Source organism: Ligilactobacillus saerimneri DSM 16049, assembly GCF_000423265.1.
Classification (GTDB): Bacteria; Bacillota; Bacilli; order Lactobacillales; family Lactobacillaceae; genus Ligilactobacillus; species Ligilactobacillus saerimneri.
In genome coordinates this window covers 10,206-35,829 of record NZ_KE383995.1, presented here as the reverse complement: position 1 = coordinate 35,829, position 25,624 = coordinate 10,206, and the positions used below count along the sequence as shown (strand labels likewise).

Sequence of the window (25,624 nt, the reverse complement as noted above, 5' to 3'; positions counted from 1 at the left end):
CAATCTAAAGGGCATTTTTCACTCTCCATCCTACCAACACCTTCTAGCTGAGGTCCAAACTAAAACTTCAATTCTTTAAAATGAAAACGTTTTAACAATTATTGTTTTTATGGAATTTTCTTTCAATAATTGATATAAGACCATATGAATGAGGTGTAAACAATGGACGCCAATTTAATCCGTAAAATCTTCCATGCCCAGATCGCCGTCAACGGCCATATCATCGGAGCATGTGTCGGTTCAGGAATTACCGCTAAATATACTGTTTGGGGCGGGACTGATTTTTTACTAGCGGTCGCAGCCGGAAAATACCGCATCATGGGACGCAGTTCACTCGCAAGCTATCTTTGCTACGGCAACAATAATGACATAGTCATGGAAATGGGTACCCGCGAACTCTTCCCCCTCATCCACAAAACACCCGTGATCTTTGGTCTCTTTGCCCAAGATCCTAACCTTAACCTAAAAACCTACCTTCCCGCCATCCAAGCGGCTGGCTTTGCAGGGGTTACCAATTTCCCCACTCTTTCTCTAATCGATGGCAAATTTCGGACTGCACTTGAGCAGGAAGGCACTACTTTTGCCCAAGAAGTTACCGCCCTCAAACAGGCTCACGAACTAGGACTCTTTACGGTTGCATTTGTTACCACTATTGCCGAAGCCCGGGCGATGCTGGCTGCTCAGGCAGACATTATCTGTGTCCACCTGGGGTTGACCCTGGGTGGTTATCTCGGAGCCAAACAAAGTCGCAGTATCAATGAAGCTAAAAACACCGCCACCACGATTTTCCGTTTTTGTAAAAAAGAAAACCCTCAGATCATCACAGCTATTTACTCCGGAATGGCTAATACCGTGATTGATATGGACTATTTCTACCAAAATACCCAGTGTGACTGCTATATTGGTGGGTCGACCTTTGACCGCATTCCGATGGAACAAGCCATCGTTACCACTGCCAAAAAATTTAAAAACCAGCGGGTTAAACTTCCTCATCCGGAAAGTAAACCAGACTATGTGTATTTCGTGCAAAAGTACATCGAAGCAAACTACATGCGTAATATTCAGCTTGGCGACTTGGCTTTGACACTACACATTTCACCGGCATACCTCAGTTCATTATTCAAACAAAAAGTAGGGACTTCCTTTACTTCCTACCTCGTTGAGTACCGCCTGAATTTGGCTCAAAAGTTGCTTCGTAAAACTGATTTGTCTTGTAAAGAAATCAGTCACCGGGTCGGCTACCATAACTACGCGCAATTCTCCAAAATCTTCAAAATAAAATTTGGATATAGTCCGCGTAATTATCGCAACTCTATACATAACCACATCATTTCCTAACATAAAAACATGTTATCTCGTTTTGAAAGCGGTTACTATTTATAACGTAAGTTAGCTAACCTACTTAATTTATTTAAGGAGGATCTTTGTTTGAAAAAATTAGCGATTGCCGGAACCTTCGATACAAAAGGAACGGAGTTTGCCTACCTTAAGCAACTCGCCTACGACTTGGGGTTGAAGCCATACATGATTCATACGGGCGTCTTTGCTCCCAAATTTACCCCCGATGTAAGTAACGCAACAATTGCAGCGGCCGCCGGTTATGATATTGCCACCCTAGTTGATCGTCAGGATCGGGCACTGGCAACCCGTGCTCTATCTCAAGGGATGGAAAAGCTCCTCCCCCAGCTTTATGCTGCGGGTGAGTTCGACGGCATCATTACCTGTGGTGGTTCCGGGGGAACTTCCCTTGTAGCACCAGCCATGCGGGCCCTGCCGCTGGGTGTTCCCAAAGTTATTGTTTCCACGATGGCTTCTGGGGATACATCCCAATATGTTGGCACAAGTGACATCATCATGATGCCATCTATCGTTGACGTTGCTGGTCTGAATAAGATTTCTACGACCATTTTCAAAAATGCCATGCTTGCCATTGCAGGCATGCTGCAACTTGATGCCACCTTACCGGCATCAAAAGAAAAAACTAAGCCCCTAATTGGTGCCACAATGTTCGGCGTGACCACACCGTGTGTTGACTATGCTAAAGCTTACCTTGAGAAACAGGGTTATGAAGTTTTAGTATTTCACGCCACAGGTACTGGGGGCAAAACCATGGAACACTTGATCAAGCAAGGATTCTTTGCCGGGATCCTCGACCTAACTACCACCGAGTGGTGCGATGAAGTCTGTGGTGGGGTCCTATCTGCTGGTCCTAACCGTTGTGAGGCGGCAGTTGCTAGCCAAACTCCCCAAGTAGTTTCGGTTGGGGCCTGTGACATGGCCAACTTTGGTCCCCGTGCCACTGTTCCCCCACGTTACCATGATCGCAACTTGTACCAGCACAATCCAACTGTAACCTTGATGCGAACTAATGAGGTCGAAAGCACCCAAATTGGACAGGAACTGGCACAGCGGTGGAACCAAGCTCAAGCATCAATGAAGGTTCTCCTGCCGACACAGGGGGTTTCGATGATTGATGCTCCTGGACAACCATTTGAAAGCTTGAGCGCTAGAGCGGCCCTTTTTGATGCAATCACTGGTCAGCTTGATAACCCCTTGGTAACAGTCGAAAAAGTCGACCACCACATCAATGACCAAGCTTTTGCTGAATACGCCGCCCAACAATTGCTACAACTCATTGCAGCCCAAACTGCAAAGCAAGCCGAATAAATTGGAGGAAAAACAATGTTAAACAAGACACGCCAAGAAATTCTCAAAGATTTTGACAACCAAGTAAAAGCCGGTAAAATTTTGGTCGGTGTTGGCGCCGGAACTGGAATTACCGCTAAATGTAGTGAACAAGCTGATGTTGATATGCTGATTATCTATAACTCTGGTCGCTTCCGGATGGCTGGACGTGGCTCCCTCTCTGGCTTACTCTCCTATGGGGATGCAAATAAGATCGTTCAAGAAATGGGCCAAGAAGTATTACCAATTGTTAAAAAGACCCCTGTTCTAGCGGGTGTCTGCGGGACAGATCCTTTCCGCGTCATGGACATCTTTTTGAAGCAACTCAAGGAACAAGGTTTCAATGGGGTCCAAAACTTCCCAACTGTTGGCTTAATTGATGGTAAATTCCGAGCTAACCTGGAAGAAACGGGAATGGGATATGATCTTGAAGTTGATATGATTCGGAAAGCACATAAACTAGACATGGTAACCTGCCCTTATGTTTTCGACGAAAAGCAAGCTGCTGCCATGGCTGAAGCCGGGGCTGACATTCTTGTTGCCCACATGGGCTTGACTACCAAAGGATCTATCGGTGCAGAAACTGCTTTGACCTTAGATGACTGCTGTGACCGGATCCGGAAGATCATTGTAGCCGGCCGCAAGGTTAATCCTGAGATCAAGGTTATCTGCCATGGTGGTCCGATTGCCGATCCGGAAGATGCTGCCTATGTTATCAAAAATGTTCCTGAAATCGACGGTTTCTTCGGTGCTTCTTCGATTGAACGCTTAGCTTCCGAACGCGGAATGACCAAGCAAGCGGCTGCTTTCAAGGCAATCACCAAGTAGGTTAGTTTTATCTAATCAAATAATTTCACTAAAACAGGGCGGGAAAGTACCTCAAATGGGTACCTTCCCGCCCTGGTGTTATTTATATCTACCGAGGACAATATTCTTTACTTCTGTCAAATAATCATCGGTATATTCTGGAACCAGCATTTTGCCGTCGATTGCTTCAAGCATGGTTTGTTTAGACTTTTCTTACTTAAATAAATCTATTTGCTCATAGTCGTTCGTAGGAATACCATATATTATTCTCTTGAAATTATCTATATTACTTAGTGCTTCATCCAATAATTTTCTACGTGTAAGTGAAACATATATCGCACATGCTTCTGCCTGACAGTTGATTTGTTTTTCAGGGTTAAAATAGATATCTGTAAATGCAGCATATTCCGCAACTTTATTAGCTAACAATTCATTTTGGTGCAAAGCATGTAGATAAATCCAATTATAAAATAACGTTTTTGGTTCCAGGGGGAAAATTTCCCCAAAAATCATAAATCCTTTTAAGTTATCATTCTTTACTAACTTACGCGTAATCGCTTGAGCCAGTTTAGGTGATAAATGTAATATTTTTTCCTGTGATCCAGCTTCTTCAAACACTTTTCCTGCCTGAAAAACTTGCTCCACACTATAAGTTCCTTTTGAGGTTTTTACCTTTAAATTGAATGCACTTACTTTCTGCGCCCAATCAATATTTGACACTGATGACACCTCTAGCACCTTATAAGTAGGAAACTCTTCCAGAAAAGCTTTATGCAACTCATGAAATGATTTTTGCTTTTGAACTGTTGCAAAACCCGAATACCATTTAAAGGTCACTTTTTTTTTACAAAAGTTATCCTTTTCGTCTACATAGTAGACGAATCTTTCGGCCATATTAACCAATCCTTCCGTATACTCTACTACAAAACATCAAATTTCAAATCATATGTCTCATTGTCTATACTGTATTTTCCAAACTTTAGCCTCTTCATTAAATTCTCATTTACCCATAATTGCAACCGATAATATTCCATTTCAACACTACGTGCATCAAAATATATCCCCTTAATTTTATCAATTGGAATTTTGTCCTTTATTAAAATTTCTGCCTGATAATCAGTTGTATTTTTTGGTTTTTCATTTTTCGAACGATACACTGTTGGTTTATTTGGAATTTCTATCTTATCTTTAAACATTTCTTCAAATGCTTCAAATCCACTACCAATATACTTTCCACCGCCAGTTGCAGCATTAGTAGGGCAATACTTAGTAGTCTCATTAATGATATCTGCCTCAATAGACATTACTACCCAATCCGTAAATACTTTCTTAGAATTTCTCTTCTTTGCTACCTTAAAATAATACTTGTTTGGACGTGAAAGTGAGCAGCAAATATAATCCCTGTGTCCATCATAACGATTTGAGTCCGTGATATTTGCGTCCACTGTTTTCATTTCCTTCAGTTTGTTTATTGACTGAATCCCATTATATTCCTCATTGTAATCTAAAATATAAGGAAGATTAGCAGAATATGTAAAATGATATAGTGTCGTTATATTACGCTCTTGCATGCTTGCTTTAATTTTCTCAATGTCGGTCAATTTTATACCCTCTAATAATTAAATACGCCAGTCCAGAGAATCACTATCAATATAATTTTCTGGAAATAATTTTTTCCCAGTAATTTCTTCGTACGCTATCTTATTTTCATCCATTAAAAATGTAACACTATTTCGTGCTCTAGTTATTGCTACATATATTAAACTTTTAAACTCATTTTCTTCTATTCTATCGTTCCCGAAATCCATTCCGATTCCTTGGGTTCCATCATCCAATTCAACCAAATATTTATCATATCCATTGATGTTATAAATGAGGACATCATCATACTCTAAACCTTTTATTCTTTTTACAGTATCCATATCCACGTTATCCATTTTAACGTCAGATCCTACCATCTCTTTAAAATGCTGCTTATCTTCCCTTGTAAAGAAGATTATCAATACTTTATTTTTGCTCCTATTTATTATGTTATGTATTGTTTCTAAATCATTCAGGGAACACACTACTTGTTTTGTTATCGCTGTCTTATCGCTTATACGTAACTGCATATTTGGATCAAAATTCTTATCATTTCGCTTTAATTTATCGTACATTTGCTTAGCAAGATTGGCTACCCCTGCCTTATTACGATAATTAACTGTAAACCTAATTTTCCAATCCCTACGTCCTTGAATATTAATTCCCAAACTTGACCAGGTAATATTACGGCCAAAAACATTTTGATCTAAATCACCTAAAACCAACTTAGAGGCTGCTTCATCGGTTAAACAAATAGCATTTAGTGCTTGTAGCATACTAGGAGAAAAATCTTGGATTTCATCTATAATTATGTATTTTGGTCGATCTTCGTTTTTCATTTTTTCCGCTATTTCTTTCCCATACCAATATATATAATCGTAATCAAAATATGTCTCTCCACTTCTACCATAGACTCCGTTTCTCAAACGTTGTACATATTCTTTGAAAATTTGATAAATTATTTTTCTATCATCATTTTGCTTACTTATTCGTCCTACACGCCCTGTTCTGTCCATATTAATATATTTACTTTCATCTGAAATGCTATTTTGAAGTAAATACACGATTTCATCATTAAGAAAATCTAAATCTCTTTTTTGTAAAATGCTATTAGGATTTTTATACTTATATTTATCTACTATTTCACCAATTAACTCTCTTCGCTCATCGTTTTCGAATGCAAAAGGAACCTTACCAAATTCTCCCAATTGCATATATTTTCCAAATAGGATTCGCATATAACTATAAATAGTGGTAATAATTATCTTCCTTGAAGCCTGATTTAAATCATTAGCTTTAAAATTATCTGGTTTCTTCATTTTTAAAGCATTGACTATCAATTGCTTATCCTTTTTCATTTTTTCAACAACGTTCCTATTAAATGCAAAAATATAAATATTTTCATTATGTACCAGGCTTAATAGCAACGCTCTGTATAACGCCTCTACTGTTTTTCCACTGCCGGCAACCCCCTCAACCACATAATCTTTATCATCCGGCAAATACAAAACTTTACACTGTTCACCTATCAATTTAATAGTATCGTAATCCATAATCTCACCCTCATTGATTATTAACATTCACTACGTTACCTGTCTAAATTAATATCTCTCCTACAAATTCCTATTATTATTTTTTTGTATTTATTTTTAATTATAGCAATTTTCTCGTCCAACTGGGGGTGTTCTTGGTGTCTGCAAACTAGATTCTTTATTTCATTTTATTTTTCATGATCTAATTTTTACACTTTTCCCATTTTGTCTAACATGACCCGACCTATCGTAAAATATGCGCCGTTGTACCTGCCCGCGCCCGATCAATCTTGTTATTCTTTTACTCGCACCTATTTTGGTATATGTCCTGTCTTTATGGACAAAAGTACCACTTGTCCCAATAATTTTTCTTTACGCTAGCCAATAATTTTTTATCACTCCAACGCCAGTTACCTTGGCTTGACGGTCCCCGTTTTCCGGAGTATCCTAAACCCATTAACTTTTATAAAATAAGTGACTTTTGCTTACGGGCAATTTTCCTGGCGCCACTTCTTATGAATGGCGCCTTTACTTTTTAAAGGAGTGATTGATTTGCCAGTTATTGGAATTACCGGCGGGATCCTCAACGACGCTGGCCCCTTCCCCGGCTACCACCGTAGCTACGTCAATGAAGACTACGTCACTGCGATTAAACAAAACGGTGGCGTCCCTTTTATTATCCCCATCAACTATGATTTGAATTCGGCTCCAGCAATCATGCGCCATCTTGACGGACTCGTTATCTCCGGGGGTCAAGATGTCGACCCGAGTTATTACGGGGAAGAACCCAGCCAACAAATCGGCGAAAGCTGGGCTACCCGCGACGCTTTTGAAATCAGCCTCTTACGGGCTGCTTCCCACCTCCGCAAGCCTGTCTTGGGGATTTGTCGTGGCCTCCAGCTAATCAATGTCGCTCGGGGCGGTTCCCTCTACCAGGACCTCAGTGCTATCCCTGGTAACCCATACCAACATGCCCAAAAAGGACACCCGGGGCAAACTTCCCAAACTGCCAACCTAGCTGCTGGTTCCCAGTTGCGGACAATCTTTGGTCAAGAAAGCATTCGGATCAATTCTTTCCACCACCAAGCCGTTAAGGAAGTCGGCCTGGGGTTAACCGTCACTGCCCGGGCCAAAGACGGGGTCATCGAAGGCCTCGAAGATCCCCACAACCAGGTCTTGGCCGTCCAATGGCATCCTGAAATGCTCCATAACTTTGTTCCTGAAATGAACAAATTATTCCGAGCTTTCGTCATCCAAGCTAGTAAGGAGGAGTTAGCATGACAAGTAAAAAACTCGGTTTCTGGTCAATTGTCCTTTTAGCGATCAATTCGATCGTTGGCTCGGGGATCTTTCTCACTCCGGGAGTAGTCATTACCATGGTGGGGAAGCTTGGCCCCCTCGCCTACATCGCAGCGGCTTTGTTAGCAGCATGTTTAGCCGTAACTTTCGCCGTCGCTGCAAAGTATGTCACTAAAAGCGGCTCGGCATATGCTTATGCCAAAGCTGCTTTCGGGCCGCGGTTTGGATTTTACATGGGGACAGTCCGTTATTTCTCCGCCGCTGTGGCCTGGGGAGTGATGGCAGTTAGTGTTATCAAATCAACCCTCTCGATCTTCGGGGGCGATACCAACAACTTCTGGCTCGTTACTGCCTGCTTCGTCATCCTGATGGCGATTATTACCTTGATTAATTTCGGTGGTGAGCCCCTGTTTGCTTTTATCAATAACCTTGCAACTATCGGTAAAGTGGCGGCCCTAGCACTGTTAATCATCGCTGGAACGGTCTTAGTAATCAAAACGGGCCACAGTAACGCTGCCACGCTCGCACACCTAACTGATGGGCACAACCATGCCTTGATTCCACCAGTTACCACGTCAACCTTCGTCATGGCAGTCGCAACCGCCTTTTATGCTTTTACTGGGTTCGAAAGCGTGGCTTCGGGTTCTGCTGATATGGAAGCCCCAGAAAAGAACCTTCCGCGGGCAATTCCTTTAGCAATCATCTTGATTGCGCTCGTTTATATTGGAACAATTACCGTTGCGATTATGGTTAACCCCCAGGCTATCGTTACTACCAAGCAAGTGGTAGCCTTAGCGGCGATCTTTACCAATCCATGGCTGCGTAACCTCATCTTGACTGGGGCATTGATCTCCATGTTTGGGATCAACATTGCAGCGTCCTTCAACACCCCGCGGATTCTTGAAGCCATGGCTACTGAAGGTCAGGTTCCCCGGTGGCTGGCCCACCGGAACCACCGTGACTTCCCTGCTCGGGTCTACCTGATCACGGTCATCTTAGCCCTGATCATCCCGATGGCGTTTAATTATAGTGTTCCTGCCATTATCCTCCTTAGTGCCATGGTGCGGTTCTTTGAATTTGCAGTGATTCCGCTTGCCGTTATCATGTTTTACTATGACAAGGCCCAAGAACCACTCCTCCCAGCTCCCCGTAATTGGTGGACGGATGTTGTGATCCCAGCCTTAGGGATGGTCGTTACCATTCTCTTGTTAATCAAGTATGATTGGGTGGGCGAGTTTACCCTCAACGGGGCCATCAATTGGTATGCTATCGGCGGGATGATCGTTGGCTTTATCCTTTTGCCTTTGGCCTTCGCCTGGTTTGCTCGGCGCGACCATTTGTCCCAAGCGTGAGATTATCTATTTTCATTGAATTAAATTAAAGAATCTAAAAAAGAGGTTGCCGTAATTGGCAACCTCTTTTAGGTCTTTATACGTTTATCTATTTAACTATTAACTAATTCGTAGATAGCTTCAGCGTAGATTGCAGTCGCCGCAAACAAGTCCTTGAGCCGGATATATTCGTTAGCTTGGTGCATCGTATCTGGCGTATCTGGGAACATAGCCCCAAAGGCAACCCCACGTTCTAAGAGGCGGCCATATGTCCCACCACCGACTACCATACCTTCAGCGTTGGAACCAGTTTGGCGGTTATAAACAGCCAACAGTTTTTGGACGATTGGATCACTTGGGTCCACGTAGTGTGGTACCATCCCTTCGCCTGCTTCTAGTTTTACGCCCATATCAGCCGTTGCCTTAGCCAAACCAGCTTGCAAGTCAGATTCATCCATTCCCTTTGGATAACGGAAGTTCAGAGTGATTGTCCCACCCTTTTCGGCAGTGAAAGTGAAGACCCCAGCGTTCATCGTTAAGTCGCCCATCACTTCGTCAGTGAATGCCATGCCGAGGTGTTCCATCCGTGAATCGTCATGGATATACTTGGCAGTAAAGTTGAGGTAGTTAGCAGCATCGCCCCCAAAGTCAAACTGGGAGAGGAACAATGCTAAGTAAGTAGCCGCATTTTCCCCGTTCCGTGGTTCTTGACCGTGAGCAGCCTTACCGACTACTGCCAATGTCAAGCTATCGCCATTTTCCGTAACTGTCCCTTCGATGGGGTTAGCAGCGACAAAGTCTGCAAAAGCCTGCTTGACTTGGTCAGCATCTGGTGTTGTGATCTCTGCTTGAGCATCCCGTGGCACCATGTTTTCCCGTAAGCCCCCTTCAAAGGACCGCAGTTGCCATGCGCCTTCGTTACTTCCCGCAAAGTGTAAGAAGAAGCTGACATTCCCCTTTTCCCCGTTAATGATTGGGAAAAAGGCATCGGGTGAAAAGCCCAGGTCTGGTTGTGGCATAGAAGCAAAGTAATGCTTCATCCCGCGCCAGGAACTTTCTTCGTCAGTCCCCAAGATGAACCGGATTTTCTTGTTCACAGGAAGGCCCAATTCTTTAACAATCTTCATCCCGTAGTAGGCAGCCATACTTGGCCCCTTGTCATCAGAAGCACCACGGGCATACAAGTTGCCGTCTTTGATCACTGGTTCAAATGGGTCAGTATCCCAACCGTTACCAGCTGGCATTACGTCGACGTGGGCTAGAATCCCCAGGTCTGTATCACCTTCACCGTATTGGATGTGACCAGCCATGCCGTCTAGTTCCATTGTTTCGAAGCCGTCACGTTCAGCGATCTTGAGAAATTCATCCAGGGCTGCCTTGGGACCAGGGCCAAGGGGAGCATCCGCTGTGGCCTGACTTTCATCACGAACACTCTTTACCCGGAGCATCCGTTCCAAGTCGGCAATGATATCGTCTTTGCGTTTTTCAACTTCTTGTTGCCAATCAATTGTCATAGGATCACCTCTATTTTGTAGTTAATATTATTTTATCATGGATTCTGTTAATTCTCATCTTTGGTCAATTTTCACGCTTTTTGCGGTTTTTTTACAAAAAATTACTTATTTTTACATTTTTATTTTGAAAAAACCGCATAAGTAGCTATAATAATACTGAAAACTAATTATTTTATTTGGAGGCGGAATCATGACAAAGATTTTTGCTTATGCTATTCGTGAAGATGAACAACCATTCGTAAAAGAATGGGAAAAGGCTCATCCAGAAGTTGAAGTTGAATTTACTGACAAGCTGTTGACACCTGAAACAGCTAGCTTGGCTAAGGGCGCTGACGGTGCAGTTGTTTACCAACAATTAGACTACACTGCTGAAACTTTACAAGCATTAGCTGACAACGGTATTACTAAGATGTCATTGCGTAATGTTGGTATCGACAACATCGACATGGCAAAGGCAAAGGAATTAGGTTTCCAAATCACTAACGTTCCTGTATACTCACCAAACGCTATCGCTGAACACGCTGCTATCCAAGCTGCACGGATCTTACGTCAAGACAAGCGCATGGACGAAAAGATGGCCAAGCGTGACTTACGTTGGGCTCCAACTATCGGTCGTGAAGTTCGTGACCAAGTTGTTGGTGTTGTTGGTACAGGTCACATCGGCCAAGTATTCATGCAAATCATGGAAGGCTTCGGCGCAAAGGTTATCGCATACGATATCTTCAAGAACCCTAAGTTGGAAGAAAAGGGCTACTATGTAGATAGCTTGGATGACTTATACAAGCAAGCTGACGTTATCTCCTTGCACGTTCCTGATGTACCAGCAAACGTACACATGATCAACGATGACACTATCGCTGAAATGAAGGACGGCGTTGTGATCGTTAACGTTTCTCGTGGTCCGCTTGTTGATACTCAAGCTGTTGTTCGTGGTTTAGATTCTGGCAAGGTCTTCGGTTACGTTATGGATACTTACGAAGGCGAAGTTGGGGTCTTCAACAAAGACTGGCAAGGTAAGGAATTCCCAGATGCACACTTGGCTGACCTGATCGATCGTCCAAACGTTCTGGTAACTCCACACACTGCCTTCTACACTACTCACGCCGTACGGAACATGGTTGTTAAGGCATTTGACAACAACTTGGCATTGGTTGAAGGTAACGAACCTGAAACTCCAGTTGAAGTTAAGTAATTAATTTCCTAAACGGATAATTTAGAGGTTGGCTAAGCCAACCTCTTTTTTGTTTCCTGATATTTTCCAACCAACTGGAAAAATAACCCTAAGTCAGGAGCTAACCGCCTTGCTACAAGGGTTATTTCCAGTTAGTTTTTAGCAACCAACCTGAATCTTGGTTATAATAAACTGCAAATAATTTAGAAGGTGAATCTATGGAAAAAATAACTCAGCAACAAGTCCAAGCAGTGCTCACCCCCCGCCTAACTGATAGTTACAAGGGGAGCTTTGGTCGGATCTTAGCCGTCGGTGGCAATGAAAACTTTGGCGGTGCGATCACTATGGCAGCCAAGGCCGCTGTTTATTCTGGTGCTGGTCTGGTGACGGTTGCGACCAGCAAGGACAACCTCCCCGCCCTCCATGCTATTGTGCCAGAAGCAATGTACATCAATTATTTTGACAAAGTTGCCCTTTCGGCAGCTGTCGCCCAAGCAACGATCACGATCGTTGGTCCTGGCTTAGGCACTAGTAGTCGTTCGCATGAGATCCTGCAAATCGTCCTAACCAACTTTGATCCCGCCCACTATTTGATCGTTGACGGGTCAGCCCTAACACTATTGGCCCAAGATCCTAAACTCCAAGCCCTCCTCCCTGCACAGCATGTAATCTTTACGCCCCATCCTGGCGAGTGGCAACGATTGACGGGGTTAACTGTCACTGAACAAGATGATGTTTCCAACCGCCAAGCACAGCAAAGGTTCCAGGCAACGGTTGTTTTGAAGAAGTACCACACAACGATCTACCATACCGATGGGACTACCTGTCAATTGACGGTGGGTGGACCCGCAATGGCGACCGGCGGGATGGGCGATACTCTGACTGGCATCATCGCTGCTTTTCTCGGTCAATTTAGCCCAGCCCCATTAACAGCCGTAGTCAACGCCGCAGTCTACACCCATAGTGCCTTAGCCGACCAGCTGGCATTAACCCGGCATGTGGTGGTCCCCAGTGTCTTGATTGACCACTTGCCGACCTTTATCCACCAATTACAAACCCCATAACACACAAAACCAGGTTCAAGCCCTCTAACAATGCGGATTCAAACCTGGTTTTAATTAATTATTTTGCTTTAATTGGGCCAGTTCAGCTGGTGTTAACGCCCGGTATTGCCCCTGGGGTAAAGCTGTTTCATCTAACTGTAAACTGCCCAAACGTACCCGCTTGAGTTCAACCACCCGGCCCCCAGTGGCCGCAAACATTCGTTTTACCTGGTGGTACTTTCCTTCCTTGATAACCACCCGCACAAGACTAGCTTGTTGCTTAGGATCAGCCTGGATGATCGTCAGGTGGGCAGGTTGCGTTTTTAACCCATCCCGAAGAATTAGCCCCTGGGCAAACTGATCGCTAGTTGTCTGGTCAACCGGACCGGCAACTACCGCCTCGTATTCTTTTGCCACATGGTTGGCAGGACTCATCAGGTTATGGTTGAGCTGTCCATCGTTGGTCAGCAACAATAACCCTGTGGTATCTTTGTCCAACCGACCTACCGGCACGATGTCCGCCCGATAGTCATCCTTGGCTAACAAGTCGACTACCGTTCGGTGTTGGACATCTTTAGTCGCGGTTATCACGCCTTGGGGTTTATTGAGCAGGTAATAGTAATACTTTTGGTAGTGAATGACCTTTCCGGCCACTTGAACGACGTCGTTATTTTCGTCTATTTGTTGTTTAAAGGCCTTAACTACCTGGTCATTGACCAAGACTTGCTTTTGCTTGATCAGCTTATGCGCTTGGGACCGGGTCGCCACCTGGGCCTGAACAAGAAACTTATCAATCCGCATGTTCCACCGCCTCCTTGTGGTCAAACACTAAGCTTGCCCCACCGATGAGAACGAACCAGCCGATGGTCCAAAAAAGGGACAAGCGTGTCGCTGGAGTAAAGAGGAGGAGGACCAAAACCGCCCCAAAAAAGGCTATTGTCAGCCAGTTAGTTACTGGGAAAAGGGGCATGGTCATCACATCAGACCCAGCTTGTCCCTGCCGATACTTAATATGGCAAATAAGCAAGATGATCCAGACAAAGATAAAGCTAACCGTTGCCACCCCCGAAATGATGGTAAAGACCGCTGCTGGCAAGACAAAATTCAAACCCACGATCAACAACAAGCACCCACTCGACAAGAGTAAGGCCCGCAACGGTACATTTCGCTGGTTAGTTTGCCCAAAATAAGCTGGAGCTTGGTTGTTTTGGGCTAATGAATGGATAATCCGGCTTGTACTGAAGATCGCGCTGTTGCACGATGATAAAGCGGCCGTCAGCACCACAAAGTTAATGATACTAGCGGCTGCTTTGATCCCCAAAGCACCAAACACCTGAACGAACGGTGACCCCGTCACACTTACTTGGTCCCAGGGAATAATGCACATCAAGACAAACAGGGCGCCAATGTAAAACAAGCTGATCTGCGGTCCGATCGAATTGATCGCTTGTGGGATGTCCTTTTCAGGGGTCTTGGTTTCTCCAGCTGTTAACCCCACCATTTCAATTCCCGTATACGCAAAGATTACCATCGGTAAGCAAAGTAACATCCCCTTCATTCCATGCGGGAAAAAGCCCCCGTGCAAACCGAGATTTTGCAATGCTACCGCTTGTCCCCCTACCTGGAAGTGTCCCCCTAACAGGACAATTCCGACGGCGATCAGGGCTAGGATCGCAATCACCTTGATACTAGCAAAACCTGCTTCCAAGCGCGCAAACAAGCCCACGTTTGTCAGGTTAATTGCTACTAAAGCGATCAAGAAGATCAAGACAATTAACCACTGGGGAACATGGGGGAACCAATAGTGCATGTAGATCCCACTAGCAGTAAGATTGGTCATTGCCAAACTCTCCCAACAAAGCCAATAGGTCCACCCCACGATGAATTCCCACCGTGGCCCCAAATAGGTCCGCACCACTTCAATAAAGGACCCCTTGCTCGGATCAGCTAGGATCAATTCCCCCAATGCCCGCAACATCAGGTAGGTAAACCCAGCTGCCAGCAAGTAGCCGCCCATGATACTCGGTCCTGCTTGTTGGATTGCTGTCCCTGACCCTAAAAACAAACCGGTGCCGATCGCGCCCCCTATTGTCATCATCCAGACATGGCGCCCACTGAGCTCCCGGGATAAGTCTTTCTTCATGGTTGTACCTCTCTTTTTAATTTAATTTGGTACATTTATTCTATGCAAAAAATTTCCCCTTGGCAACCTGGCAGTCCAGTGCCCCATGTAGGGCAGCCAAACATTTCCCCGTTGTAATGTGTCCTTAGCGAATTAAAAAACGTAGCTGACGAAGAAATAGAACTTTCTCCCAGCCACGTTTTTGCGCTAGTTGCTTGCGTTTTTACAATTTTATTAGTTTTGCTTCCGTAAGCCTAAGGTTGCGCCTAAAGCACTAACCGTTCCCAGAACAGTCAAGCCTAATGCACTCAACCAGGAGGATTCATCTTCACCTGTTTGTGGTAAGGTGGTTGTCCGCTTGAGTGTTGTTTCAGCCTTTGTTGGTGTCGCCATTGGCGTCCCGACCTTAGCTACCGCCACTCCTTCGGCATTGTAAATGATCCCTTGGCGGATTGTCCAGCCAGCAACTGGCTTACCATTAGCATCCACTACCCGGCCATCAAGGACATGATACCCAGCAAAGCTGGCTTTTTGTGCATCTGTAATGCCATCTAATGGTTCAATGTTGTCTTGGTGATGACTAGTATTTGGTTGACTTGGTGTTGTTTCTTTGGCTACTGCTGTTACCGTTAACTTGAAGTTGACCACCTTGGTTGTTCCGTCTGGGAAGGTAACTAGAGCCTGTTCTGTATACTGACCAGCCTTTTGCATATCAGCCAATGCCTTAGTAGCGTCATTCCAAGCCACTGTTGTTCCGTATGGCAAAGCTGTCAGGCTTTGTGCTACCCGAGCAAACAAGGCCATAGTATTGCGTGCAACCGGTAAAGCTTGTGGGTTAGCCAAAGTCAATTCTGGTAACTCCTTAGCTCCTTCAGTGACGCTTACTGGGTTAACTACTACTTGGTCACCATACTTTTCAGCGTTAGTTTTAGCTGCTTCGATCGCTGCAGCTAATTCTTGATCAGCTTGATCCTTATTAGCTTGGGCTGTGTCCAACTTAGCTTGCGCTTGATCGAAGTTGTCTTGAGCTTCTTTCAAGGCTGCTTGCTTAGTAGCTAAAGCATCTTGGGCATCCTTCAGTGCTGTTTGCTTAGCAACTAAGTCTTGTTGGGCTTGAGCTAACTTATCTTGGGCCGCTTGAACTAACACAGGTGCATTTTGGTAATCAGCTAATTGTTGTTGCAACTTAGCTAATTGATCCCGGTCAGCTTGTTCTTGATCCTGAGCGGTCTTAACTGCTGTCTGCTTAGTAGCTAAATCATTTTGAGCATCCTTTAATGCCGTTTGCTTAGCAGCTAAGTCTTGTTGGGCTTGAGCTAACTCGTCTTGAGCGGCCTTCAAGGCTACTTGAGCTTGGTTAACTGCTTCCTGCTTAGTAGCTTCATCTGCACTCACAGCTGCTAATTTTTCCTTAGCTGCTTGCTCGTTATTAGTTGCTGTGGTCAATGCTTGAGCTGCTTGGTCAGCAGTAGTCTTAGCAGCGCTAGCTGCTTGTTGAGCTTGCTGTTGGGATGTTCTCGCCGTTGCCAGGTTTTGGTTAGCTGTTGCTAAGTCTTTATCAGCTTGTTGCTTTACAGCCAAAGCTTCACTAGCTACTTGTTGCTTATTACCCAAGTCAGTTTGGTCAGCCTGTAGTTGTGTTTGCAATTGTGCCTTTTGTTCCGCTAACTTGTTGGAATCAGGAACAGCATAAGTGGTTTGGGCTAACTGATTATATTTACTGTTCTCCTGGATGTTAGAGTATATATCTGATGGATCATATTTGTGTGAATCTTCACTGACCGAGAGAATATGTGTTTGATACATTGCATCGATCATGACACCCAATTCTAATGGACTGCTGATCTGCTCATCGATTCCTCTACGGAACCCTGTTAATGCTGTAGCATGTCCCCATTGGTTGCCATCACTATCTTGGAAAAGCATGACAGTGATAGCTTTATAAATTTGAGCTTTCAGGTCTGCCATAGTAGTTGTTCTTTCTTTTGGTTCTCTGGTGAAATAGTCACCACTAAGCAGATTTTCATATGCGTTTCCCTTTAAGTTTACACTGTAATAAATACCAAGGTCTTTTGCAGCATTATTAATAGCTGCTCTATCATGATCGTTCTTGTCAAAAGTATTCCATTTATCTGCATCATAACGCTTAGAAACTTCTCTTGCTAATGCCAAGGAACCACCATTAATAACATATTTAGGAGATCCAAATTGTGTAATAATTTGATTTAAAAGCTGAGCTGTAAACTGTGTCAATTCAATTTCAACATCATCACTCAAAGGTTCGTTTGGTGAGTATACGATCTTGCGGTTTTTATCAGCTTCGCTTGCGTGATACTCATTCAGGTCCATTCCTTTTTTACCTAAGTTGATTAAAGCTTCATCGTTTTGCGAAGATTGATCCTTTTCATAAGCCTTCAACGCATCTACATAACCATCCGGTAAGTTAATCACGTTTTGGTTAGCCATTGCTTCTTCAACTGCTTTAATGTCAGCTAAGTCCTTGTTAACCTTCTGTTGTGACTGGTTAACCGCTTGGTTCTTGGCATCATAATCTGCTTGAGCATTGTCCGCTGTCTTTTGAGCTTCAGTAGCAGTATTTAAGGCATCGTTAACCTTTTGGTTAGCTTGCTCTAATGCATTCTGAGTATCAGTAACAGCTTGCTTAGCGTTAGCATCATCTTGTTGTGCTTGCTTAGTGTTTGCTTGAGCTTGGTTGTAATCATTCTGAGCTTTTTCAACATCATTGTCTGCTAAAGCTTCGTTAGCCTTGTCCAAGTCTTGTTGTGCCTTATCAGTTGCACTTTGCTTGTCATTAACATTTGTTTGGGCTTGATCAGCTGTTTGCTGAGTCTGATCAACATTTTGGTTTGCATCCCGCACTGCTTGAGTTGCTTGATCAACGGCAGTAGCGTCTTGTTGAATCTTATCCTGTTGATCTTTAATTGCTTTTTCTGTGTTAGCAATATTTTCTGGTGTTGCGTCCTTAGCGTTTTCTTGCGCCTTAGCAACATCGTCTTGAGCCTTGTTAACTGTCTCTTGGGCTTGATTAGTATCTTTTTGCGCTTGATCAACTTGCCCTTGTTGTTGGTTAACTGCATCTTGGGCTTGATCTTTGTTAGCTTGCGCTTGATCAGCTTCCTTTTTGGCATCATTTAATGCCTGGGTTGCTTGTTCATCTTTAGCCTTTGCTTCATCTAGCGCTTTTAAAGCTGCTTCGTGTTGGGTTTGTGGAGTATCTGCTGTCGTGTTAGTAACATTAGTAGTATCTGGCGCAACAGTGTCAGCGCTAACATTACTACTTAAAACAGAAGATCCTGCTAGGGTTGCTAAACCTGCACCCGCAATCGTCAATGCTTTTTTCGTATTGTGAGAAACCATAGTATGTATCCCCCTCTAATGCTTAAACTTTTGTTAAAACCAATTTAATCAATAACATTATATATATATATAAATTCAAGCTAATTGTTCGAAAGATTTACTACTAGTCTTTATCCCCCTTCATTGCCCCATTCAAAGATTGTCCTCCTAGCCATCAACAGGCTTATTAATCATTTAATATAAGTTATAGCATTGCATAAAATGATTTTCATCTCTATCTAGCTAAAACAAAAAACCCTAAGCCAGATTCCTCCAGCTTAGGGGTAGCGGACCTTTTTTCAGTCCGCACAGGATTTATTTACTAGTTATTTAACTACGATGTTGACCAACCGGCCAGGAACTGCGATCACCCGCACAATATTCTTATCGGCTAACTCTGCTTGGATCCGTTCATCAGCTAAGGCAACCTTTTCCAGGTCTTCCTTATTAGCATCCTTAGCCACTTCGAGATGTTGCCGGACCTTTCCGTTAATCTGTACAACAATTTCAACCGTTGTTTCGACTAACTTGCTTTCGTCATAAGTTGGCCATGGTTGGTAACTAATTGTTCCCACATGGCCTAACTTCGTCCACAGTTCTTCTGCAATGTGTGGTGCGATTGGTGCAACCAACTTGACAAAGCCCTCCATGTATTCCAGTGGTAAAGCGTCAGCTTTGTGGGCTTCATTGACAAAGATCATCATCTGGGAGATGGCGGTGTTGAAGTGCAATTCTTCATAATCTTCAGTGACCTTCTTCACCGTTTGGTTGTAGATCTTATCCAAAGCGCCATCGTTCAGCGTTGTTACCCGGTCCCGCAATTGATCGTTATCATCGATCATTAAGTTCCAGATCCGATGAACGAAGCGGTTAGCCCCACCAAGACCTTTTTCACTCCATGGAATAGAAGCATCCAGTGGTCCCATAAACATTTCGTACATCCGGAGGGTATCTGCCCCGTATTCTTCGACGATGTCATCAGGGTTAACCACGTTGCCTTTAGACTTGGACATCTTTTCGTGGTTCTTCCCCAGGATCATCCCTTGGTTAACCAACTTTTGGAATGGTTCCTTGGTTGGAACTACTCCGAGGTCATAGAGGAACTTGTGCCAGAAACGTGCGTACAACAAGTGCAAGACCGCATGTTCAGCCCCACCGACATACAAGTCAATTGGCAACCATTGCTTGAGCTTTTCATAGTCTGCCAAAGCTGCCCGGTTATGTGGATCAATGTAGCGGAGGTAGTACCAGGAACTGCCGGCCCATTGTGGCATCGTATTAGTTTCCCGTTTCCCTTTCCGTCCATTTTCATCGACCACATTAACCCAGTCATCCAGGTTAGCCAGAGGGCTTTCGCCTGTACCGGATGGCTTGATGTTATCAGTTACAGGTAACTTCAATGGCAATTCTTCTTCAGGTACCAAGGTAGTTTCCCCGTCTTCCCAGTGAATAACTGGAATTGGTTCACCCCAGTATCTTTGCCGTGAGAACAACCAGTCCCGCAGCCGGTAGTTAACCTTGCTGTGACCAGCGTCATGTTCTTCCAACCATTCAATCATTGTTGCGATGGCTTCTTTCTTGTCCATGCCATCCAAGAATTCTGAGTTGATGTGCGGACCTTCACCCGTATATGGTGCTTCTTCCACATCGCCCCCAGCAATAACCGGAATAATTGACAGGTCATACTTCTTAGCAAAGTGCCAGTCCCGTTCATCATGGGCTGGTGACCCCATCACTGCCCCCGTCCCATAGGAGGCTAAAACATAGTCACTGATCCAGATTGGCAGTTGCTTGCCGTTAACAGGGTTGATCGCATAAGCCCCAGTAAAGACCCCGGTCTTGTCCTTGTTGAGCTCAGTCCGTTCCAAGTCAGACCGGTGGGAAGCTGCTTCGATGTATTCATCAACCGCTGCTTGGTGGGCTGGTGTCGTCAACTGCTTAACCAGGTCATGTTCTGGGGCTAAAACGATGTAAGCTGCCCCAAATAAAGTATCTGGTCGGGTAGTGAACACTTCGATCTTGGCATCGTCCATTCCGGCAACGTCAAAGAAGACGCTTGCCCCCACTGACCGACCGATCCAGTTGATCTGTTGGTCCTTGATTGACTTAGGCCAATCGAGATCCTTTAAGTCATCGATTAACCGGTCTGCATAAGCCGTGATCTTGAGCATCCATTGCCGCATTGGCTTTCTGATAACTGGGAAACCGCCCCGTTCTGTCTTGCCATTGATCACTTCTTCATTGGCCACAACTGTGCCCAAGTCTGGGCTCCAGTTAACCGGAACTTCGGCTTCATAAGCCAAGCCCTTCTTGTAGAGTTGTTCAAAAATCCACTGCGTCCACTTGTAGTATTCTTCATCAGTGGTATTAACTTCCCGGTCCCAATCATAAGACAAACCGAGTGATTGGATCTGCCGCCGGAAGTTATTGATATTTTTCTTAGTGAATTCCTTGGGCGTATGTCCTGTCTTGAGGGCATATTGTTCTGCTGGCAGACCAAAGGCATCCCATCCCATTGGGTGCAAAACATTGTAGCCTTGCATCCGCTTCATCCGGGCAATAATATCCGTTGCCGTGTACCCTTCAGGGTGTCCTACGTGCAAGCCTTGTCCAGATGGATAGGGGAACATATCTAAGGCATAGAAGTTCTTCTTTTCCGGATCTTCCGTTGTCTTAAATGTTTTGTGCTCTAACCAGTATTTTTGCCATTTCTTTTCAATACTTTTGTGATTATATGCCATTGTCGCTAATCCTTTCTCTATTCTTTCAATCAAAAAAGTCCTATACAGTCTACGACAACTGTATAGGACGAAAACTCGCGGTACCACCTATCATTCCACCATTCTCATGGTGACCCTCAAACCGTTAACGGTGGTTCCGTTTTTGCCTACTGTTAGTTCAGCAAAAAAGCACTAGGGGTGAGTTCAGATCAAGCTCCTTGCAGGGTTCACACCTAACCCCTGCTCTCTGCCAAGTCGCTGTAATCTTACTATTCCTCTGTCAATGCTCACAGATATTGATTTCTTTCATCTTAGCAAATCACCATTTTGATTGCAAGATCAATTAAAAGCGTAAGTGTTGCCCTGGGTAGATCATGCTCCCGGTGATCTTATTCAGTGACCGCAACCGTTCGACAGTGGTCCCATGTTCCATTGCGATCTTCCACAAGGAATCCCCACTCTTAACTTGGTAAGTCCCTGTGCTTGAGGTGCTGCTATTAGTCTTAGTCGTAGTCTGACTGCTATTAGAACCACTCAACCGTAGTTGTTGGCCTGGATAGATGAAATTACCCTGGATGTTGTTCAAAGACCGTAACGTATCCATTGAAACCCCAGTCTTTTGAGCGATGGCCCAGACGCTGTCCCCAGACTTCACAGTGTAAGTTTTACCACTGTTAGTTGCTGCATTGGTCTTGCCTGGGTTACTTGTATTTGAGCTTGAATTAGAGTTGCTCAACTTGAGTTGTTGCCCTGGGTAGATGAAGTTGTTCTTGATGTTATTCAAGGACCGTAACGTATCCATTGAAACCCCGGTCTTTTGAGCGATGGCCCAGACACTGTCCCCAGACTTCACAGTGTATGTTTTGCCACTGTTAGTTGTTGCATTGGTCTTGCCTGGGTTACTTGTATTTGAGCTTGAATTGGAGTTGCTCAACTTGAGTTGTTGCCCTGGGTAGATGAAGTTGTTCTTGATGTTATTCAAGGACCGTAACGTATCCATTGAAACCCCAGTCTTTTGGGCGATAGCCCAGACACTGTCACCAGCTTTAACCGTGTAGGTCTTATTATTCGTGCTGGTATTAGTGTTAGTGTGGGTGTTTTGATTATTATTAGCTTTCTTGGCAATAATTAACTTCTGACCTGGATAGATGAAGTTATTTTGAATATTGTTCCAAGCCCGCAAGTCACTCATAGACACCCCGGTCTGGTGGGAAATTCCCCAGACGCTGTCCCCGGCTTTAACCGTATAGGTCTTGTCGCCGTTGGTATTAGTTGTATTGGTATTAGTCTGAGTTGTCGTTCCCGGAGCGACTAGCTGTAAGACTTGACCCGGATAGATAAAGTTGTTTTGGATCTTATTCCAGGACCGTAAGTTGTCCATTGAAACCCCGGTTTGTTGGGAAATTCCCCAAACGCTGTCTCCCGCTTGGACTGTATAAGTCTTAGCCGTATTATTCAACGAGTTGCCAGTATTGGTATTGGTACTTGCACTCGCCCCGTCAAACTGTTTCAAATTGTAACTATTGATTACCCGGATCAATGATGAAGCATAGTTAGGAGCCGTTGCATAGGTCCCGTACTTCCCGTTACGGAGGTTTTCAGCTGCCCGTTCTACCGTAGCAGCGTTCGCCTTGGTTGACCGGAAGAAGTTCGAAGCAATCATATTAGCATAGCCCGTCAAGGCATCATAGTAGCTATCATAGCGCTGGAACTTGGCATATACAGTGTGATAACTCCCACCGTAGTATTCTTGGGTTGGCATTGTGATATATGCTCCCCGGCCAGTCCATTTTACTCCGAATAAATTATAAGCCTTGGTTGCCAAGGCACTGTTGCCCCAGGCACTTTCCAACCCTGCTTGGGCAATCATCAATGAAGCATATAGCCCATACTTGTTAGCTACTTGCACCGCTGCATCCTTAATATTATTGATGAAGACCCCAGCCGGTGTATTGGTACTATATGTAACCGTTGGCCGCGCTACCTTCATCTGCTTGAGAGCCGACTGACTGTATGTTGCCTTTTGAATTTGGGCCAACTTCAAGGATGTAGTTGTCTTCAAGGTGACTGTATTCGTCGTTGTCGTGGTGGTAGTTGGCTTAGCAGGCGTGGTAGCTTGACTTGTAGTTGTTTGAGTTGTCGTTGTTGCTTGGGTATTTTGGGTTGTCTGCCCTTGTGGTTGCTCACTTGCCTGGTTAGCAGTAGTCGTTGGGGCCTGGTCAGTAGTGTTTGCTGCTGACGTAGCCTTGTTTGTCAGGTCCTGACTATTAGCAGTGGCAGTCACTACTGCACTGCTCTTGTATTCTTGGACAGTTGGCTTGCCACTGGTAGCTACTTCCTGGACCTGATCTGCTGTAACTAAGTCTGCTGATGCCGTTTTGGCAGACGAATCCGTAGCTGTTTGCTCCTTAGTTTCAGAAGTCAGCGTAGTTTCATCCTGTTGGGTCAAATCTTTGCTAGTGGCTTCTTGCTCTGCTTGAGCACTGTTAGCAGCCACAACTTGTGGTCGTACTTGATCACGCAAGCTGTCCTGTTGTTTTGTCAGGTCCTGTTGGTCGTGATCATCGCTTTGCGTCATTTCTGGACTTCCGCTCTTAACCATATCGGCTTTGGTTTTGCCACCTGCCAGAATCGATGCCCCCATCAGGAGTGTAGTCCCGACAAATGTCGTTGCCTTTTTAAAGTCATTTAAGTTGCGGTTAAATTTATATCTTTGTTGTTCTTCTAAACGCTCTTTTCTCTTTTTCACGATGAACCTCCCTCTCTATTACTCACCAAAATTATAAAAATTTGATACCTAGTATTATTATAAAGCACAAGTTTAAAGAATACATTAATTTTATTGTTTAAATTTAAAGAGCCCCCGCAAAGTTCTCCAGTTTGTTGATTAGGTTATATTATTCCTTGAAAGATTCGAAAACCAGGGATAAAAATTCCACCTAGTAAATGAATGTAGTTTTCAATTTATAATTTAATCAACTAAATCCTGGAGCTTGCAGAGGCTCCGACTATTAGCAAATTATATTAATCAATATTCAGTTCAGCTTTTAGTGCTGCAACCTTATCCGTGTGTTCCCATGGCAGGTCGACATCAGTCCGACCAAAGTGTCCATAAGCGGCTGTTTGCTTATAGATTGGACGTTTGAGGTCGAGCATTTGGATAATTCCAGCTGGCCGTAAATCAAAGATCTTCCGAATTGCCTTGATCAAGGCAGCTTGATCAACCGTGCTAGTACCAAAGGTGTCGACTGCTACCGAAACTGGTTCAGCGACCCCGATAGCATAGGCGATCTGAACTTCTACTTGGTGTGCGATCCCCGCAGCAACAATGTTTTTGGCGATATACCGGGCAGCATAACTAGCTGACCGGTCAACCTTGGTAGCATCCTTACCAGAGAAGGCCCCACCACCATGGTGAGCAGCCCCACCATAAGTATCTACAATGATCTTCCGTCCTGTTAAACCGGCATCCCCTTGCGGACCGCCAATGACAAACCGCCCGGTTGGGTTGATAAAGTATTTAGTCCGCTCATCCAGATACTTGGCTGGGATTACATGGCGAATGACATGTTCCATCACGTCTTGTTTGATCTGATCCAATGATATTTCTGGATCGTGTTGCGTACTCAAGACCACCGTATCAACTCGGCGCGGATGGTTATTTTCATCATATTCAATCGTAACTTCAGCTTTGGCATCTGGCCGCAGGTAGGTCAAAATCCCGTCCTTGCGTAAGTGAGCCGTCCGCTTCATCAACTTATGGCTTAACATCAAAGCCAAAGGCATATATTCTGGTGTTTCATCAGTTGCAAAACCAAACATAAGGCCTTGGTCTCCCGCACCGATCTTGTCCAGCGGATCTTCCCCATTAGCGCGACTTTCAACCGAATCATCAACCCCTTGGGCAATATCTGGTGACTGTTCATCAATTGCTGTGATTACTGCACAGTTGTCAGCATCAAAGCCATACTTGCCATCAGTATACCCAATCTCACGAATAGTTCTCCGTACAATCTCTTGGATATTTACATATGCTTTAGTTGAAACTTCCCCAAATACCAGCACTAAACCAGTAGTGACAGATGTTTCTACCGCCACCCGTGAATCCTTATCCTGCTTCAACAGTTCATCCAAGATCGCATCACTAATTTGATCAGCAATTTTATCTGGGTGTCCTTCTGAAACTGATTCCGATGTAAATAAACGTCTTTCTGACATGGTATAAATTCCCCCATTAATAGTTATTATTTGTGGTTACAAGGCATCTTCACACATGGTGAATCCTATCGGGAATGAGTTGTAACTCATCAAGTTTAACACAATAGTAATAAAAAAACACCCTATAAGATAGGATGCTCCATCAAAACTATAAACGGTCCTAACCGGATTTGAACCGGTGATCTCCTGCGTGACAGGCAGGCGTGATAACCCCTACACCATAGGACCAAAATTGCGGGAGCCG

General features: G+C 44.3%; 17 protein-coding genes, 1 tRNA gene, 1 riboswitch and 1 other annotated feature. Of the genes, 7 read left to right on the top strand and 11 right to left on the bottom strand.

Translation table 11 applies throughout. From position 1 onward, the window contains the following. Positions 1-162 precede the first annotated feature (162 nt). From G541_RS0108890 to G541_RS0108880, 3 genes are all read left to right on the top strand, one after another. Entirely contained in the window at positions 163-1,338 is a 1,176-nt protein-coding gene (locus G541_RS0108890) for a phosphoenolpyruvate hydrolase family protein (RefSeq protein WP_027827197.1), read from the top strand. Positions 1,339-1,428: 90 nt separating this feature from the next. Continuing rightward, positions 1,429-2,667 carry a Tm-1-like ATP-binding domain-containing protein gene (locus tag G541_RS0108885; RefSeq protein WP_027827196.1) on the top strand — a complete coding sequence of 413 codons (1,239 nt, stop codon included), beginning with the start codon at positions 1,429-1,431 and terminating at the stop codon, positions 2,665-2,667. 15 nt (positions 2,668-2,682) lie between these two features. Beyond that, positions 2,683-3,513 (top strand): phosphoenolpyruvate hydrolase family protein, encoded by an 831-nt coding sequence (locus G541_RS0108880; protein WP_027827195.1) that lies wholly within the window; start codon positions 2,683-2,685, stop codon positions 3,511-3,513. Between the two features lie 192 nt (positions 3,514-3,705). On the opposite strand, the gene G541_RS0108875 is transcribed toward G541_RS0108880, so the two are convergent. From G541_RS0108875 to G541_RS0108865, 3 genes are read right to left on the bottom strand one after another with little or no spacing between them, the layout of a single operon-like run. Then, positions 3,706-4,386 (bottom strand): DarT1-associated NADAR antitoxin family protein, encoded by a 681-nt coding sequence (locus G541_RS0108875; protein WP_027827194.1) that lies wholly within the window; start codon positions 4,384-4,386, stop codon positions 3,706-3,708. Between the two features lie 26 nt (positions 4,387-4,412). Beyond that, entirely contained in the window at positions 4,413-5,093 is a 681-nt protein-coding gene (locus G541_RS0108870) for a DarT ssDNA thymidine ADP-ribosyltransferase family protein (RefSeq protein ID WP_027827193.1), read from the bottom strand. 18 nt (positions 5,094-5,111) lie between these two features. Next, positions 5,112-6,626: a UvrD-helicase domain-containing protein gene (locus G541_RS0108865; protein WP_035163341.1), complete on the bottom strand. Its 1,515-nt coding sequence runs from the start codon at positions 6,624-6,626 to the stop codon at positions 5,112-5,114. Between the two features lie 525 nt (positions 6,627-7,151). Here G541_RS0108865 and G541_RS0108860 point away from each other — a divergent pair. Both G541_RS0108860 and G541_RS0108855 read left to right on the top strand, forming a co-directional pair. Then, entirely contained in the window at positions 7,152-7,886 is a 735-nt protein-coding gene (locus G541_RS0108860; protein WP_162139343.1) for a gamma-glutamyl-gamma-aminobutyrate hydrolase family protein, read from the top strand. Beyond that, on the top strand, positions 7,883-9,256 hold the full coding sequence (locus G541_RS0108855; RefSeq protein WP_027827190.1) for an APC family permease: 1,374 nt from the start codon (positions 7,883-7,885) through the stop codon (positions 9,254-9,256). Before G541_RS0108860 ends, G541_RS0108855 begins: the two co-directional genes overlap by 4 nt. A 92-nt stretch (positions 9,257-9,348) precedes the next feature. Here G541_RS0108855 and pepV read toward each other — a convergent pair whose 3' ends face one another. After that, positions 9,349-10,749: a dipeptidase PepV gene (pepV, locus tag G541_RS0108850; RefSeq protein WP_027827189.1), complete on the bottom strand. Its 1,401-nt coding sequence runs from the start codon at positions 10,747-10,749 to the stop codon at positions 9,349-9,351. 190 nt (positions 10,750-10,939) lie between these two features. Here pepV and G541_RS0108845 point away from each other — a divergent pair, with 190 nt between their 5' ends. Then, a complete protein-coding gene (locus tag G541_RS0108845; RefSeq protein ID WP_027827188.1) occupies positions 10,940-11,941 on the top strand; it encodes a D-2-hydroxyacid dehydrogenase in 1,002 nt (333 codons plus the stop codon). Positions 11,942-12,138: 197 nt separating this feature from the next. Then, positions 12,139-12,984, top strand: coding sequence for an NAD(P)H-hydrate dehydratase (locus G541_RS0108840; RefSeq protein ID WP_027827187.1), 846 nt, complete (start codon positions 12,139-12,141; stop codon positions 12,982-12,984). A 54-nt stretch (positions 12,985-13,038) separates the two neighbouring features. On the opposite strand, the gene G541_RS0108835 is transcribed toward G541_RS0108840, so the two are convergent. The 7 genes from G541_RS0108835 to G541_RS0108805 form a co-directional block, all read right to left on the bottom strand. Next, positions 13,039-13,764, bottom strand: coding sequence for a pseudouridine synthase (locus G541_RS0108835; RefSeq protein ID WP_035163339.1), 726 nt, complete (start codon positions 13,762-13,764; stop codon positions 13,039-13,041). Continuing rightward, a complete protein-coding gene (locus tag G541_RS0108830) occupies positions 13,754-15,106 on the bottom strand; it encodes an amino acid permease (protein WP_027827185.1) in 1,353 nt (450 codons plus the stop codon). The genes G541_RS0108835 and G541_RS0108830 overlap by 11 nt, the downstream gene beginning before the upstream one ends. 213 nt (positions 15,107-15,319) lie before the next feature. Further along, the gene (locus tag G541_RS0108825; protein WP_027827184.1) at positions 15,320-18,463 is read right to left on the bottom strand and encodes an SEC10/PgrA surface exclusion domain-containing protein; all 3,144 of its coding nucleotides are present in this window, start codon (positions 18,461-18,463) and stop codon (positions 15,320-15,322) included. Positions 18,464-18,768: 305 nt separating this feature from the next. Beyond that, complete coding sequence (leuS, locus tag G541_RS0108820; RefSeq protein WP_027827183.1) at positions 18,769-21,183, bottom strand: leucine--tRNA ligase; 2,415 nt, start codon at positions 21,181-21,183, stop codon at positions 18,769-18,771. Between the two features lie 60 nt (positions 21,184-21,243). Then, positions 21,244-21,455 (bottom strand) — a binding site (T-box leader). Positions 21,456-21,505: 50 nt separating this feature from the next. After that, a complete protein-coding gene (locus G541_RS10075) occupies positions 21,506-23,911 on the bottom strand; it encodes a LysM peptidoglycan-binding domain-containing protein (protein ID WP_051174649.1) in 2,406 nt (801 codons plus the stop codon). Between the two features lie 275 nt (positions 23,912-24,186). Then, positions 24,187-25,380, bottom strand: a complete 1,194-nt coding sequence (gene metK / locus G541_RS0108810) for a methionine adenosyltransferase (protein WP_027827182.1) — start codon at positions 25,378-25,380, stop codon at positions 24,187-24,189. Beyond that, positions 25,378-25,470, bottom strand: a riboswitch (SMK box riboswitch). (Overlaps the previous gene by 3 nt.) Before the next feature lie 65 nt (positions 25,471-25,535). Further along, positions 25,536-25,608 (bottom strand) — tRNA-Asp (locus tag G541_RS0108805). Positions 25,609-25,624 lie beyond the last annotated feature (16 nt).

Coding starts and splice junctions, on each gene's coding strand:
- metK (WP_027827182.1), bottom strand. CDS start 25,380: ATGTCAGAAAGACGTTTATTTACATCGGAATCAGTTTCAGAAGGACAC.
- G541_RS0108890 (WP_027827197.1), top strand. CDS start 163: ATGGACGCCAATTTAATCCGTAAAATCTTCCATGCCCAGATCGCCGTC.
- G541_RS0108835 (WP_035163339.1), bottom strand. CDS start 13,764: ATGCGGATTGATAAGTTTCTTGTTCAGGCCCAGGTGGCGACCCGGTCC.
- G541_RS0108855 (WP_027827190.1), top strand. CDS start 7,883: ATGACAAGTAAAAAACTCGGTTTCTGGTCAATTGTCCTTTTAGCGATC.
- G541_RS0108825 (WP_027827184.1), bottom strand. CDS start 18,463: ATGGTTTCTCACAATACGAAAAAAGCATTGACGATTGCGGGTGCAGGT.
- G541_RS0108830 (WP_027827185.1), bottom strand. CDS start 15,106: ATGAAGAAAGACTTATCCCGGGAGCTCAGTGGGCGCCATGTCTGGATG.
- G541_RS0108865 (WP_035163341.1), bottom strand. CDS start 6,626: ATGGATTACGATACTATTAAATTGATAGGTGAACAGTGTAAAGTTTTG.
- G541_RS0108845 (WP_027827188.1), top strand. CDS start 10,940: ATGACAAAGATTTTTGCTTATGCTATTCGTGAAGATGAACAACCATTC.
- G541_RS0108880 (WP_027827195.1), top strand. CDS start 2,683: ATGTTAAACAAGACACGCCAAGAAATTCTCAAAGATTTTGACAACCAA.
- G541_RS0108875 (WP_027827194.1), bottom strand. CDS start 4,386: ATGGCCGAAAGATTCGTCTACTATGTAGACGAAAAGGATAACTTTTGT.
- G541_RS0108840 (WP_027827187.1), top strand. CDS start 12,139: ATGGAAAAAATAACTCAGCAACAAGTCCAAGCAGTGCTCACCCCCCGC.
- pepV (WP_027827189.1), bottom strand. CDS start 10,749: ATGACAATTGATTGGCAACAAGAAGTTGAAAAACGCAAAGACGATATC.
- leuS (WP_027827183.1), bottom strand. CDS start 21,183: ATGGCATATAATCACAAAAGTATTGAAAAGAAATGGCAAAAATACTGG.